This window comes from Mesorhizobium sp. WSM1343 (assembly GCF_055901535.1).
On sequence record NZ_CM148370.1, the window covers coordinates 4,851,317 to 4,865,009 of the forward strand.

A 13,693-nucleotide genomic window follows, 5' to 3' on the forward strand; every position below is an offset into this window, starting at 1 on the left:
GCCAGATAGGGCCTTCCCTTCTCCCCTTGTTCTTGTGGGAGAAGGTGGATCGGCGCAGCGCCGAGACGGATGAGGGGTGTTCCAGCGGAGTGAGACGTTGGCGTTTCCTGGAACACCCCTCATCTGTCGCCTTCGGCGACACCTTCTCCCGCAGGGGAGAAGGAAGGAACAGTCTCCTTATTCCGCCGTGCCCTCCTCATACTCTGCCGACATGGACAGCCACTTTTCCTCGTGGCCGGCCAGCGTCTGGGCCAGTTGCGAGCGCTCCTTGGCCAGCCGGGTCGCTGTCGAGGGATCCTTTTCGTACACCGCCGGATTGGACAGTTCGTCCTCGATGCCGTCGATGCGCTTGCGGATGCGGTCCATCAGCGCTTCGGTGGCGCGGATTTCCTTGGCCAGCGGCTCGAAGGCGGCGCGGCGTGCCGCCGCATCGCGACGGCGGTCGGCCTTTGATGCCTTGTCGGCCTCGCGCTTGCCGCGGCGGTCGCCGGACACGCCGGTGACCAGCGTCTTGTAGTCTTCCAGATCGCCGTCATAGGGGTTGACCGCGCCGTCCTTGACCAGCCACAGCCGGTCGGCGGTTGCCTCGAGCAGATGGCGATCATGCGAGATCAGGATGACGGCGCCAGGGAATTCGTTCAACGCATGGATCAGCGATTCGCGGCTGTCGATGTCGAGATGGTTGGTCGGTTCGTCGAGGATGAACAGGTTCGGCCCCTCGAAGGCCGACAGGCCCATCAGCAGCCGCGCCTTCTCGCCGCCCGAAAGATCCTTGGCGGCGGTGTTCATCTTCTCGGTGGTGAGGCCGAACTGGGCGACGCGGCCGCGTACCTTCGATTCCGGCGCCTCCGGCATCAACCGGCGGACATGCTCGTAGGCGTTTTCGTCCGGCCGCAGATCGTCGAGCTGATGCTGAGCGAAGATCGCCACCTTCAGCCCGGGCGCCACCGTCATGGTGCCGCTCTCCTGCTTCAACCGGCCGGACAGCAGTTTGGCGAAGGTCGACTTGCCGTTGCCGTTGGCACCGAGCAGCGCGATGCGGTCGTCGGCGTCGATGCGCAGCGTCATCTTCTTAAGGATCGGCTGCCCCTCGGTGTAGCCGACATTGACGTTGTTCAGCGCCACGATCGGCGAGGCCACCGTCTTCACCGGCTCGGGGAAGGAGAACGGCCGCACCGAGTCGTTCACGAGGGCCGCGATCGGCTTCATCTTTTCCAGTGCCTTGATGCGCGACTGTGCCTGTCTCGCCTTGGAGGCCTTGGCGCGGAACCGTTCGACGAAGGATTCCATGTGCTTGCGCGCGGCTTCCTGCTTGACGCGGCCCTTCTCCTGCAATTCCTTCTGTTCGGTGTATTGACGCTCGAACTGGTCGTAGCCGCCGCGCCAGAAGGTCAGCTTCTTCTGGTCGAGGTGAACGATCGAGTTGACGGCGCGGTTGAGCAGGTCGCGGTCGTGCGAGATCAAAAGCACGGTGTGCGGATATTTCGACACGTAGTTTTCCAACCACAGCGTGCCTTCAAGATCGAGATAGTTGGTCGGCTCGTCGAGCAGCAGCAGATCGGGCTCGGCAAACAGCACCGCGGCGAGCGCCACGCGCATGCGCCAGCCGCCGGAAAAGGAGGAGGCCGGACGCCGTTGCGCAGCGTCATCAAAGCCGAGGCCGGCGAGAATGGTGGCGGCGCGGGATTCGGCTGAGTGCGCGTCGATGTCGGCAAGCCGCATATGGATGTCGGCGATGCGGTGCGGATCGGTCGCCGTCTTTTCCTCTTCGAGCAACGCCGTGCGTTCGAGATCGGCCTTGAGCACGATCTCGATCAGCGCATCCTCGGTGCCTGGCGCTTCCTGCGCCACCTGGCCGATGCGGGTGCTCTTCGGCAGGCTGATCGAGCCTGTCTCGGACGGGAAATCGCCGGTAATGGCCTTGAACAGCGTCGTCTTGCCGGTACCGTTGCGGCCGACAAGGCCGGCTTTGGTGCCGGCCGGCAAGGTCAGCGAGGCATGGTCGAGAAGCAGGCGTCCGGCCATGCGGAGCGATAGGTCGTTGATGATCAGCATGGCCGCGCTTTTGCACCGGACATCAACGCTTCGCAAGGCCTTGCGGGCCAGTTGGCCGCACAAGGCCTCGAAACGACGCCCGCGAGGGCGCCGTCAAAGCAGCCGAACGGTGGCTTGCCTGCTCTCAGGCAGTCGCCTTGCGCTTCGTTGCCTTGGCGACAGCGGCCGGCGCTGCTGCCGGCTTGCGGCCCAGTCCCGTCGACTTTGCCAGCGCCGATCGCGTCGCCGAGTAGTTTGGCGCAACCATCGGATAGTCCGGCGGCAAGCCCCATTTGGCCCGATAGTCGTCCGGGCTCAGGCCGTAGTCGGTCCGCAGGTGCCGCTTGAGCGACTTGAACTTCTTTCCGTCCTCAAGGCAGATGATGTAGTCGGGAAATACCGACTTCTTCGGATTGACTGCCGGAACCAGGTTTGGTGTTTCCGCGACAACTGCACCAGCGAGCTTGCGAACCGAAGCACTGACGCTGGCAATCAACTCAGGCAGGCCGGAAGCCGGAAGGGGATTGTTGCCTACATAGGCCGAGACAATATCGGCCGTCAGCTCGATAACGGTCTTATCATCGATATTTGACAATTCTTTCACCTTATTTGCGACAAAATCCTCCACCCCAGCGAAGACTTGTGTCGATGTATCTCTTTAACCGCGTCCCCCAACGGACCGCCAAGTCTCATAAAAGAATGAAGAATCGGCCAAAATAGCATTCATGCGAAATCGACGCCGTGCAAATTAGAAAATCTAATACTTGGAACCAGCAGACTTAGCGGCAGGACTTTCGTCCAATATCTCCAGAATACGCTTCCAGCGGGCGCAGCGCGCGAAATCCTTTTGTTCTATCGCCTTTTCGGCCCTCATCGCGGCGTAAAGCGGTGCCTCGACGCCGAATTCGTCGATCAGCCAATGCGCTTCCTGAATGGCCAGACGCTCATTCTCGTCAAACATGGTTTTCGGCCTCCGAACGTTCCACACCGACCGCGACACAACTGCCGATGACGAGGATGGCTCCGACAATGGCCGTCACCGTCAGCCGTTCGCCGGACAAGGTCAAAAGCAGGGTCGAGGCGATCGGCGTGAGATAGGCGACCACCGCGACCCTGCCGCTGCCTTCAAGCTTCAAGGCGCGCGACCAGAAATAGTAGCCCAAGCCCATCGGACCGGCGCCGAGATAAAGGCCGAGAGCCAGGTCCGCGCCGATGGGCCAGGTGAAACCGTCGCGAGCGCACCACAGAAACGTCAAAGCGACGCCGATCAACGATGAGGGCAGCAACAGGCGATCGGCTGGGGTGGCGACCCGTCCCACCATGATCGAATAGAAGGCCATGCACAGCGCCGACCCGAATGCGGCGAGATATCCGACCAGATCGCCGTCGAACCAGGATTGGTTGCGCCCTCCCGAAATCACCAGTGCGACGCCGATGAAGCCTACCACCGCGGCGAGACCCAACAGTGCCGGACGCCGCGGATTTTCCAAGGCAATGACTGCCGCCGCGACCATCAACGGCCAGGTGTAGGCGACCAGATTGGCCTCGATCACCGGCATCGAAGCGAAGGCGATGTATTGCAGCACCATGGTGCCGACCAGACCGATGAAGCCGACCGCGAGAGAGATGAACGCCGCCCCGGCCGTGACCGGTGCTACTCTTTCCCGGCTCATCAATCGGATGGCCCGGCTCATCAATCGGATGGCGGCGAAGACGAGTGCAGCGCCTGCAAATTGCAGGAACTGGACCTGCGACACCGGATGGCCGGCCAGCAGGGATTTGCCGATCAGGGCATTGGTGGACCACAACGCCACCGCACCGGCAGCGAAGACCAACGCGGATATCGAGCCGGTTCCCTGCCGAAACAATCGGCATGGGATTCTATTTTGCTGTTCGACCATGATCCTGTCCGAAAACCGGTTCCGACTTTTCGGGATCATGGTTCACTACCATGATTCCCTGGCTCCGCCCGGAACCGGAGCATCGACGGCGGCGGGCACGGGATGCTCCGCCTCGAACCGACGGTAGGCCGGGAGCTGGTTGGTCCAGACATCTTCGGCCAGTTCGCTGACCCACTCACGGTCGTGGTCATTGTCGGCGGCGAGATAGAACATTCTGTTGTCGTCGACATAGGGTTTGGCCACCGAGCGCTGGTTGAGCACCAGCGTGACGCGCTCGCCGAACCGGATCGGCGCGGTGCGATGCAGGACGCCCAGGAACTGGCCGAGCGTCGCGTAGTTCATCTTGTGATCGATGCGCATGACACTGTTGCGCGGGATCTCGCGGCCGGATTCGAGAATGGCGCGGCCGGTTTCGGAGTCGTCGCAATAGATTTCGAGGTGGCCGCCGACCAGCGGATTGCTGATCGACAGCGGAATGAGCTCGGTGACCGGAACGCCATCGCAATGCCACTCCACGGCGCCGTCCCTGGGATTCATGAAGGTGACCGTCGAGCCGACGATCGACAGCGGATAGGGCTCCAGCTTGGTGCCCATCATGTCGGACAGCCGCTCCAGGCGCAGCTTGTCATGCAGCAATTCCCTGATCTCGGGGATGAAACGGTCGGCCCCGGTGATGAAGGTCAGATCGAGGTGCTTGTGCACGGCATGGCTGGCCTTGAGCTTCAGGGCAGCCTCCTCGATCGCGGCAAGCAGTGCCGGGTCATAGCCGTGCAGATATTGCGCGACACCGAAACTCGACACTTTCCAGGCGGTTTCATGGCCGATAATGGCTTCGCGGCTCATCGCATAACGCAGTTCGGGAATGGTGTGGGCGTTCACTGTACTTCTCCAGGATGGGGGCAACACTTGGTAAACAGTCGATTAATTCACCCACCCCTGTAAAATTAGGAATGCTGGTGCTAGTGTAAGCCAAGCTTAAGGTCGAAACCGTGCGTCTGCTCAGTCAGGTCAACCTCAATTCGCTGAAAATCGTCGAAAGTGCTGCGCGGCACGGGAATTTCACGCGCGCCGGTGAAGAACAGTTTATTACCGCTTCAGCGGTCAGCCAGCGCGTGAAAAGCCTGGAGGATCAGCTTCGTTTCAAGATTTTCCAGCGCGGCGGCAATGCGGTGTCGTTGACGCCGGAGGGCGAGACCTATGTCTCGCGCGTTCGCGAGGCGCTGGAGCGAATCGTGGCCGCCAGCATGGAAGCGACCGGACAATCGCAGGAGCATGTGCTAAAAATATCGGTGCTGCCGACCTTTGCGGCACGCTGGCTGTTTCCGCGCCTGCCGCTGTTCCAGCAGCAATATCCCGATATCGTGATGCGGGTCTCGACTTCGTACGCGACGCATGAGTTCACGGCCTCGGAATTCGATCTCGAAATCCGTTATGGCGACGGTCACTTTCACGGGCTGCAGTCCGATCTGCTGTTTCGCGAAGACCTGACACCGGTGTGCAGCCGCAAGCTGTTCCACGAAGTCCTCGGCGACAAGCGGCTGTCGAAGGTGACACCGGACGACCTCAAGCACTTCACCCTGCTGCATTCCGACACCTGCACCCAGAATTGGCAGTCCTGGCTTGGTTTCGCCGGCGCCAGCTTCGTGCTCAGCGAGACCAAGAGCATCTATTTCGACTCGTGCATGATGTCCTACGAGGCAGCCAATTCCGGGATGGGCTTTGCGGTGGCCAACCGTGCCTATATGGCCAGCGACATCCGCGCCGAAAGGCTGGTGGCTCCCTTCGCCGTCCATCATCCGAACACGGCTGGCTGGTATTTTGTCTCTCCGCTGAAAGGCCTTGCCGCACGCAAGGTCCAGTTGTTCAAGCAGTGGGTCATGGCGGAAGCGGCCCTGACCCAGTCCCAGTTGGACAACGAAATCAGGGGCGAGGCTTCGACGGCTGCCTGAATCCATCCGGTGCCTACTGATGCAAAGACGATGCTGCAGCACAAAATGCAGCGACGGCCGGCACAACCTTCGGACTGACTACGCAAACGCCACCGGATCAGGCGAAAGCCCTGCCCTCCTCGGTCCGCTGGAAAAGCATCAGGTCCAACCCCAGGCTTGGCCGTCCCAGGATGGTCAAGATCGTATGCGCCTGGCCGCGATGGTGGGTCTGGTGGTTGAAGACATGGTCCAGCGCCGGCGCCAGCCTTTGCGAAACGGTGCGCATGTCCGAGACGGTCATGTAGGTGAACCGGCCCGTCAACGCCTTGTCATTGAGGCCGCCGACCCAATCGATGATCCGCCTGTCCTCGGCTTCACGCGCCGCCCGCAGGCCGGTCAACCCCCGATGCAGGATAGCGTCCAGTGTCGTCGGCGCGTCGCCCTCCCCGGTGAAGCGCTTCATCCAGATGCGGTCGGCAGTCAAAAGGTGGTTGAGCGTGCCCATCATCGAGCCGAAGAAGGCGCCGACATCGCGGTTGAATTCCTCATCATCGAGTTCGGCGGCGGCATCATAGATGCGACCGTTGGCCCATTGATTATAGGCCGCAAACATCATGAAATGCTGTCTCATGGCTTCCCTCGGCTCGCGTCGATGCGGGGCCTACCTAACCCGCACGGGAGCCGCCGCCAATGACCATTCTGCTTTATGATCTCGTCGGACGCGACAGCACACGTCCGTTCAGCCCGCATTGCTGGAAGGTGGCGATGGCGCTTGCCCACAAGGGGCTCGACATATCAACCGTACCGACGCGCTTTCTCGAGGTGCCCGCTGTCGAGGGCGGCGTTTCGAAAACCGTTCCGGTGATCCGCGACGGCGAGACAGTCCTCGCGGATTCTTTCGCCATCGCGCTCTATCTCGATGAAGCCTATCCGGACCGGCCGACGCTGTTTGGCGGTGAAGGCGGCGAGGCGATGGCGCGCTTCATCGAACGCTGGTCGCAAGTGACCATTCATCCCTACGTGACCACCGCGGCCATCATGGACCTTCATGCCATGCAGGACGCGGAAAACGCCGTCTATTTCCGCCAAAGCCGGGAGCAGCGTCTTGGCAAGAGGCTGGAGGAGGTGACGGCCGCCAGGGAGGCCGGGCTCGGCACTTTCAGAGCCTCGCTGGAGCCATTGCGCTCGATGCTCTTCTATCAGCCGTTCATCGGCGGCGCGGCGCCGCTGTTTGGCGACTATATCGTCTTCGGCGCCTTGCAATGGGCGCGCATAGCCTCGCCCTACCAATTGCTCGACGACGGCGACGTGGTGGCGCAGTGGTTCGCCCGCTGCCTCGACCTGCATGGCGGGCTGGGGCGAAAGGTCGCCGCCGCGGCTTGACGCCGTAAAGCAGTAACTTACTTGGCCGCCTTCTTTGGCTTGCCGGCCTTCGTGGCAGCCTTTGCCTCCTTGGGGGCGGCTTTTGGCTTGGCGGCGCCAGCTGCCTTCTTGGTTGGCTTTTTGGCTGCCGACTTGTCCGTGGCGTCCTCCTGGTCGACATCCGCCGCCGCCTGATGCCAATGGCGCTCATGATGTCCAGCCGGCTGGCCCTCTTGCAGCCAGATCTGGTGCGCACGGTTGCGAATGCGTTCCTGACGATCGTCTGTCATGGTCATGTTGTCTCCATACGGCCCGACCTCAGCGCGGCGCCGGCACGCGACTATAGCAAGCAAAGCGTTGCTGTGCAGCCGTCTGATCGGGGGCCCTTGGCAATGGGCCGGGCGGCTTGTATAGAGCCCGCCACTCTCAATTCCATTCTCAGACAAGGACGACCCATGGCGCTCGAACGCACATTTTCCATGATCAAGCCGGACGCAACCCGGCGCAATCTCACCGGCGCCATCACCAGGATGCTGGAAGAGGCAGGCCTGCGTGTCATCGCCTCGCGCCGGGTCTGGATGAGCCGCCGCGAAGCGGAAGGCTTCTATGCCGTCCACAAGGACCGTCCTTTCTTCGGCGAATTGGTTGAATTCATGTCGTCGGCACCGACCGTCGTCCAGGTGCTGGAAGGCGAGAACGCCATTGCCAGGAACCGCGAAGTGATGGGCGCCACGAACCCGGCCAACGCCGCCGAAGGCACCATCCGCAAGGTTCATGCGCTGTCGATCGGCGAAAACTCCGTGCACGGCTCCGACGCACCGGAGACCGCGGCAGAAGAGATCAAGTACTGGTTCTCGGACACCGAGATCGTCGGCTGAGCCGACGATCCAGACCTTGGATTCCGTAAAAAGAAGGCCGGCGTTTCGCCGGCCTTTTTCGTTGGGGGTCAGCTCGCCGCGCTAAAGCGCAGGATCTCGCGGCCATCCTTGCCTGATATGATGAGCTTGCCGGCCTCGACGCGGTATGACGCCGCCTTGGCCAGCGCATCGAACAGCGCCTTTTCCTCGGCCATCACCTCTGGCGCACAGGCCTTGTAGGTCGAACCGATGTCTCCGATCACGATCGTTTGCCCATTGACCTTGGCGGTGGCGAAATAGGTGTTGCAGGGGCCGCTGCCGCCCGCCTTGCCGGCCTCGCTGACCCTGAATGTCGCTTGCGGGGCAGCGATGACGCCGATGCCGTCGACATAGTCGACCAGCCAGAGCTGGTCGAAGACCGAAACCGTCGGCTCGGCGTTCGGGGCGACCATCTTCAGCATGATGGTCTGCGGCACGTCGGTCAGCGGATCGACCTGATGGCGCATATCGGAGATGAACAGGAGCTTGTCGTCGACGGTGATGCGGGCTTGCAACGCGTAAGTCATCTGCGACCGGATGACGGAAGGGTCGAATTTGATCTCGAAGCTGATCGGCACCTGGCCGGTCGGCTTCACTTTCTGCTCGCCGATAATGGTGGCCGGCGCATCGGCCAGCGACACATCGGCAAGTTGCACAGAGAGCACGGCACTGGGCGGCAAGGCAATGCGCTCGCGATAGATCACTTCGCCTCTCACTGCCTTTTCGGCGGCAACAGACTGCTCAGGAACGGCCAATATGCCGACGACCAGAGGCACGAAACCGAAGATGAAGAACTCCGCGATCCTGTCCAGCATGACCATCTCCCTCACCCCGGGCTGCCAATGCCCTGGGCTGCCAATGCCACGGGTTGCCAATGCCCAGGCTGACCAATTCCGCCAATTGGCCAAAGGATTGCGGTCAATGCATGGCTGCGGCGGATCTTATTCGGACGCTTTCCAGCGTTGCGCGGCCGTTGCATCGGCTTCCTTGGCCTCGACCCAGCCACCCTCCGAGCCGTCAGCCCGATGCTCCTTCTTCCAGAAGGGCGCGCGCGATTTGAGATAGTCCATGAGAAAATTCGCCGCCTCGAACGCCGCATGGCGGTGCGCGGAGGCTGCCACCACCAGCACGATGCTCTCGCCGGGCGCGATCTTCCCGTGGCGGTGGATGGCGGTGAGCCCCTGCAACGGCCAACGCTCGACCGCTTCAGCAGCGATGCGGGCGATTTCTGCTTCGGCCATACCGGGATAGTGTTCGAGCTCGAGCGCTGAGAGCGCGCCCTGCTCGTCGCGGCAAAGGCCTGAGAAGCTCACCACGGCGCCGATATCGGCGCGGCCTTGCGTCAGTCTGGCGATTTCGGCCGCGACGTCAAAATCTTGGCGCTGAATGCGCACGACAGGTATGATCCCGCCGGTCATTTCAGCCCCCGGTCATCGGCGGGAACAGCGCGATTTCGCGGGCGCCCGCGATCTTCTCGCGGTGCTCGACATGCTCCTGGTTGATAGCGACACGGATGACGTCAGGATATTGCAGCGCGTGCTCGTAGCCCTCGCCGCGCGATTTCAGCCAGCGCAGGAGATCGGCGACCGTCTCGATGCCAGCCGGCAAGTCGACGTCTTCCTCGGGCATGCCGATGCGCTCGCGCACCCAGGCAAAATAGATGAGCCGGGTCGTCATCTCACTCGTCCATGATGTGCTTGAGGCCGGCGCGGAAATAGTCGTAGCCGGTGTAGAGCGTGACCAACGCCGCGATCCACAGCAGCACCAGCCCGGTCTGGGTGGTCAGCGGAAAGATCTTGTCGCCGGCCGGTCCGGCCAAGAGGAACGCTATGGCGACCATCTGGATGGCGGTCTTCCATTTTGCCAGCTGCGTCACCGGCACCGAGACTTTCAGCGCCGCCAGATATTCGCGCAGGCCCGAGACGAGGATTTCGCGGCACAGGATGATGATCGCCGCCCACAACGACCAGCCGGCAATGCCCGCATGGCGATCGGTGTCCGCAGCCAGCAGCAGCAGGCAGGTGGCGACCAGCAGCTTGTCAGCGATCGGGTCGAGCATCTTGCCGATGTTGGAGGTCTGTTGCCAGGCGCGCGCCAGATAGCCATCCAGATAATCGGTGATCGAGGCGAGCAGGAAGATGATCAGCGCCGACCACCGGGCAAAGTCGCTCGACTTCAGATGTCCTTCGAGAAAAAAGCACAGCACCACCATCGGCACCGCGACGATGCGGGCGTAGGTGAGCATGTTGGGCAGGTTGAACGCGCGCTTGGCCATATCCGGGAAACTCTTTCTGCCTGCCTACTCAAATCAGAAGCGAATGTGGGGGGTCAACAGGCCAGATTCGACAGGCCAGATGAAAGTGCCAGATTTTTCAACTCTCGTGGAAGTGATTGTAGACCAGTTTCGCCACCTGCTCGGAAATCCCGTCGACTTTCCGCAGATCCTCGATGGCCGCGCGGCTGACCGCCTTGGCGGTGCCGAATGCCAGCAGCAATGCCCGCTTGCGGCCGGGACCGATGCCGCTGATCTCATCAAGTGGGCTCTTGACCATTTCCTTCTTGCGGCGAGCCCGATGCGAGCCGATCGCGAAACGGTGAACCTCATCGCGCAGCCGCTGGACGAAATAGAGCACGGGGTCGCGGACCGGTAGGGAAAACGAGTCCCTGCCTTTGACGAAGAACCGCTCGCGACCGGCATCGCGGTCCTGGCCCTTGGCGATGCCGATGGCAACCACGCGGTCCTCGATGCCGAGATCGGCGAGGATCTTGCGCACCGCGGTCATCTGGCCCTGGCCACCGTCGATCAGGATGACATCGGGCCAGGCCGGGAAGCTGCCGGAGATATCGTCCTCCATATCGTCTGCCGAACCGTCGGCTGCATCCCCAGCCGGGACATCGCCATGCTCCTTGAGCAACCGCGAAAACCGCCGTTCCATCACCTCGCGCATCATGCCGAAATCGTCGCCAGGCGTGATCTCGGTCGAGCGGATGTTGAATTTCCGGTACTGGTTCTTCACGAACCCCTCCGGTCCGGCAACGACCATGGCGCCGACGGCATTGGTGCCCATGATGTGCGAATTGTCGTAGACCTCGATGCGCACTGGCGGCTTCGGCAGGCCGAATGTCTCGGCGAAACCGGCAAGCAGGCGTCCCTGGGTGGAGGTTTCAGCCAGCCGGCGTCCGAGCGCTTCGCGGGCATTCTGCAAAGCGTTGTCGGTCAGGTCCTTCTTCTCGCCGCGCTGCGGCACGGAGATCGCGACCTTGCGGCCAGCGCGGGTGGAGAGCGCCTCGGCCAGCAGTTCCTGATCCTCGACGCCATGCGACAGAAGAATGTTCCGCGGCGCCGGCTTGTCGTCATAGAACTGCGCCAGGAACGAGCCCAGCACCTCGGCTGCTTCCAACGCCGGATCGGCCTTGGGGAAATAGGCGCGGTTGCCCCAGTTCTGGCCGGTGCGGAAGAAGAACACCTGGATGCAGACCTGGCCGCCTTCCTGATGGATGGCGAAGACATCGGCTTCGTCGACGGTCGCCGGATTGATGCCCTGGTGGCTCTGCACATGCGACAGGGCCGCCAACCGGTCGCGATAGATCGCGGCGCGCTCGAAATCGAGAGCTTCCGACGCCTGCTGCATGGCGGCCGAGATTTCCGTCTTCACCTTCTGGCTGCGGCCGGACAAGAAGTCCTTCGCCTCATTGACCAGCTCGGCATAGTCCTGGTGCGAGACCTCGCCGGTGCAGGGACCGGCGCAGCGCTTGATCTGATAAAGCAGGCATGGCCGCGTGCGGTTCTCGTAGAACGAGTTGGTGCAACTGCGCAGCAGAAAGGCGCGCTGCAGCGAGTTGATGGTGCGGCCAACGGCACCGGCCGAAGCAAAGGGGCCGAAATAATCGCCTTTGCGCGAGCGCGCGCCGCGATGCTTGTAGATGCCGGGCGAGACATGGTCGCCGGTCAAGAGGATATAGGGAAACGACTTGTCGTCGCGCATCAGGACGTTGAATCGCGGCCGCAAGCGCTTGATAAGATTGGCTTCGAGCAGCAGCGCTTCGATCTCGGTGCGGGTGACGACGAACTCCATCGTCGACGTTTCGCGCACCATGCGGCCGATGCGGGTGGTGTGGAAGCGGCCTTGCGCGTAGTTGGTGACGCGCTTCTTCAGGCTGCGTGCCTTGCCGACATAGAGCACATCGCCGGCAGCGTTCATCATGCGGTAGACGCCGGGCGCGTTGGGCAGCCGCTTGACCAGCGTCTGGATCACCTCGGCGCCGATCATCCCTTCCGCGTCGCCGGCATGCGGCGTCCAGTCGATGGCGGTGAAGGCGACATCGGGACCGACGGTTTCAACGATCTCCTCGACCGCCTCGTCCTCGAGATCGATATCGGGAGGCAGATCGTCGGTGCCGCCGCGCGGCTTGCTTTTGTGGTCTATAGGACTCATTCCGTCATGCCTGTCACATCGGGCGTCTGCCACGCAAGATGCTGGCCGCCATCAAGCGCGATCATCTGGCCGGTGACCGAGCGCGCTTCCCAGAGATAGCGGATTGTGGCGCCGAATTCCGGCAATTCCGGGCCGCGCTTGAGGATCAAGCCATCGACTTGGGCTGCAAAATCGCTGTCGTCCTGACGCGCGTTCTTCAATGTCGGCCCCGGGCCGATGGCATTGACGCGGACGCGGGGACCGAGCGCTTGCGCCATCATCTGGGTGGCTGTCCACAGCGTCGATTTGGACAGTGCATAGGAAAAGTAGCGCGGCGTCGGCCGCCAGACGCGCTGGTCTATCATGTTGACGATCAGGCCCTCCTGCCCTGCCGGTAGTGCCCGGGCGAAATTCTGCGCCAGGAGCGCGGGCGCTTTCACATGGACGGCAAAGTGCCGGTCCCAGGCCCGCCAGTCGAAATCCAGAACCGAATCGTCCTCGAAGAGCGACGCGTTGTTGACCAGCAGCGAGAGCGGCCCGAGCGCTGCTTGCGCCTCGCCGATAAGGTCATCGATGGCGTCCATATCGGTCAGGTCGGCGGCGACCACCGCGGCGCGGCAACCTCCGGCGATGATTTCGGCAGCCAACGCATCGGCCTCGGTGCGCGAGCGGTTGCAATGGATGGCGACGGCAAAACCGTGCGCGGCGAGATCCTCGACGATCGCCCTGCCGATCCGCCTGGCCCCGCCCGTCACCAGCGCCGTGACAGTGGCTTTGCTCATATGGTGTCAATCCTCAATTTCGGCCCGAAAAAGCAGTGCCGGCGAAATATGGCCCGGCATGCGTTAAATGGTGTTCGCACCTTGGGCAGCATTGTGGCGAAACGGCCGTTTGGGCATCTTGGCCCGCCCTGGACTCAGGCGTGCCCGACCGCAATATAGGGTGCTGGAGTCCTTGCACCAAGCGGTGTGCAGCGCAGCACCGGATGGTTCCTGCCATTTCGCTGTTGCGAAGATGCAACGTCAAGGTTCTGCCTCATTTGCGCCGGGGAATGACCCAAGTTCAGGTTCGCTTCAGCCGCATTTTGACACGACATTTGGAACCGACGAACGCCAGATCCGTTTCACCCCCCGGACGGGTCGATGGCGATCGTGAGA

At 62.2% G+C, this 13,693-nt stretch carries 16 protein-coding genes; 3 read left to right on the forward strand and 13 right to left on the reverse strand.

The window, feature by feature from the left end; translation table 11 throughout:
- Positions 1 to 177 precede the first annotated feature (177 nt).
- From AC0NIL_RS23855 to AC0NIL_RS23875, 5 genes are all read right to left on the reverse strand, one after another.
- Positions 178 to 2,055, reverse strand: coding sequence for an ABC-F family ATP-binding cassette domain-containing protein (locus tag AC0NIL_RS23855; RefSeq protein WP_027162727.1), 1,878 nt, complete (start codon positions 2,053 to 2,055; stop codon positions 178 to 180).
- Between the two features lie 124 nt (positions 2,056 to 2,179).
- Positions 2,180 to 2,629, reverse strand: a complete 450-nt coding sequence (locus AC0NIL_RS23860) for a Ros/MucR family transcriptional regulator (protein WP_013532467.1) — start codon at positions 2,627 to 2,629, stop codon at positions 2,180 to 2,182.
- 162 nt (positions 2,630 to 2,791) lie between these two features.
- Entirely contained in the window at positions 2,792 to 2,995 is a 204-nt protein-coding gene (locus tag AC0NIL_RS23865) for a hypothetical protein (RefSeq protein ID WP_027162726.1), read from the reverse strand.
- Positions 2,988 to 3,935, reverse strand: a complete 948-nt coding sequence (locus tag AC0NIL_RS23870) for a DMT family transporter (protein WP_473573769.1) — start codon at positions 3,933 to 3,935, stop codon at positions 2,988 to 2,990. The genes AC0NIL_RS23865 and AC0NIL_RS23870 overlap by 8 nt, the downstream gene beginning before the upstream one ends.
- A gap of 45 nt (positions 3,936 to 3,980) precedes the next feature.
- The gene (locus tag AC0NIL_RS23875) at positions 3,981 to 4,814 is read right to left on the reverse strand and encodes a hypothetical protein (RefSeq protein ID WP_024504290.1); all 834 of its coding nucleotides are present in this window, start codon (positions 4,812 to 4,814) and stop codon (positions 3,981 to 3,983) included.
- A 110-nt stretch (positions 4,815 to 4,924) separates the two neighbouring features.
- On the opposite strand from AC0NIL_RS23875, the gene AC0NIL_RS23880 reads away from it, so the two are divergent.
- Positions 4,925 to 5,884, forward strand: a complete 960-nt coding sequence (locus tag AC0NIL_RS23880; RefSeq protein ID WP_013532472.1) for a LysR substrate-binding domain-containing protein — start codon at positions 4,925 to 4,927, stop codon at positions 5,882 to 5,884.
- Positions 5,885 to 5,981: 97 nt separating this feature from the next.
- Here the strand turns inward: AC0NIL_RS23880 and AC0NIL_RS23885 are convergent, their stop codons facing one another.
- A complete protein-coding gene (locus AC0NIL_RS23885; protein WP_013532473.1) occupies positions 5,982 to 6,494 on the reverse strand; it encodes a DinB family protein in 513 nt (170 codons plus the stop codon).
- 59 nt (positions 6,495 to 6,553) lie between these two features.
- Between AC0NIL_RS23885 and AC0NIL_RS23890 the strand changes: the two genes are divergently transcribed.
- A complete protein-coding gene (locus tag AC0NIL_RS23890) occupies positions 6,554 to 7,246 on the forward strand; it encodes a glutathione S-transferase family protein (RefSeq protein ID WP_013532474.1) in 693 nt (230 codons plus the stop codon).
- A 17-nt stretch (positions 7,247 to 7,263) separates the two neighbouring features.
- On the opposite strand, the gene AC0NIL_RS23895 is transcribed toward AC0NIL_RS23890, so the two are convergent.
- On the reverse strand, positions 7,264 to 7,521 hold the full coding sequence (locus tag AC0NIL_RS23895; protein ID WP_013532475.1) for a DUF2934 domain-containing protein: 258 nt from the start codon (positions 7,519 to 7,521) through the stop codon (positions 7,264 to 7,266).
- Between the two features lie 159 nt (positions 7,522 to 7,680).
- Here AC0NIL_RS23895 and ndk point away from each other — a divergent pair, with 159 nt between their 5' ends.
- On the forward strand, positions 7,681 to 8,103 hold the full coding sequence (ndk, locus tag AC0NIL_RS23900; RefSeq protein ID WP_013532476.1) for a nucleoside-diphosphate kinase: 423 nt from the start codon (positions 7,681 to 7,683) through the stop codon (positions 8,101 to 8,103).
- Positions 8,104 to 8,171: 68 nt separating this feature from the next.
- Here the strand turns inward: ndk and AC0NIL_RS23905 are convergent, their stop codons facing one another.
- The 6 genes from AC0NIL_RS23905 to AC0NIL_RS23930 form a co-directional block, all read right to left on the reverse strand.
- Positions 8,172 to 8,936: a YbaY family lipoprotein gene (locus AC0NIL_RS23905; RefSeq protein WP_013532477.1), complete on the reverse strand. Its 765-nt coding sequence runs from the start codon at positions 8,934 to 8,936 to the stop codon at positions 8,172 to 8,174.
- A gap of 126 nt (positions 8,937 to 9,062) precedes the next feature.
- Positions 9,063 to 9,539: a molybdenum cofactor biosynthesis protein MoaE gene (locus AC0NIL_RS23910; protein ID WP_013532478.1), complete on the reverse strand. Its 477-nt coding sequence runs from the start codon at positions 9,537 to 9,539 to the stop codon at positions 9,063 to 9,065.
- Position 9,540: 1 nt separating this feature from the next.
- Positions 9,541 to 9,798 (reverse strand): molybdopterin converting factor subunit 1, encoded by a 258-nt coding sequence (moaD, locus tag AC0NIL_RS23915; protein WP_013532479.1) that lies wholly within the window; start codon positions 9,796 to 9,798, stop codon positions 9,541 to 9,543.
- Position 9,799: 1 nt separating this feature from the next.
- Positions 9,800 to 10,396 carry a CDP-diacylglycerol--glycerol-3-phosphate 3-phosphatidyltransferase gene (gene pgsA, locus AC0NIL_RS23920; protein WP_013532480.1) on the reverse strand — a complete coding sequence of 199 codons (597 nt, stop codon included), beginning with the start codon at positions 10,394 to 10,396 and terminating at the stop codon, positions 9,800 to 9,802.
- A gap of 97 nt (positions 10,397 to 10,493) precedes the next feature.
- A complete protein-coding gene (gene uvrC / locus AC0NIL_RS23925) occupies positions 10,494 to 12,557 on the reverse strand; it encodes an excinuclease ABC subunit UvrC (protein ID WP_473573770.1) in 2,064 nt (687 codons plus the stop codon).
- A complete protein-coding gene (locus AC0NIL_RS23930) occupies positions 12,554 to 13,318 on the reverse strand; it encodes an SDR family oxidoreductase (RefSeq protein WP_275953569.1) in 765 nt (254 codons plus the stop codon). The genes uvrC and AC0NIL_RS23930 overlap by 4 nt, the downstream gene beginning before the upstream one ends.
- Positions 13,319 to 13,693 lie beyond the last annotated feature (375 nt).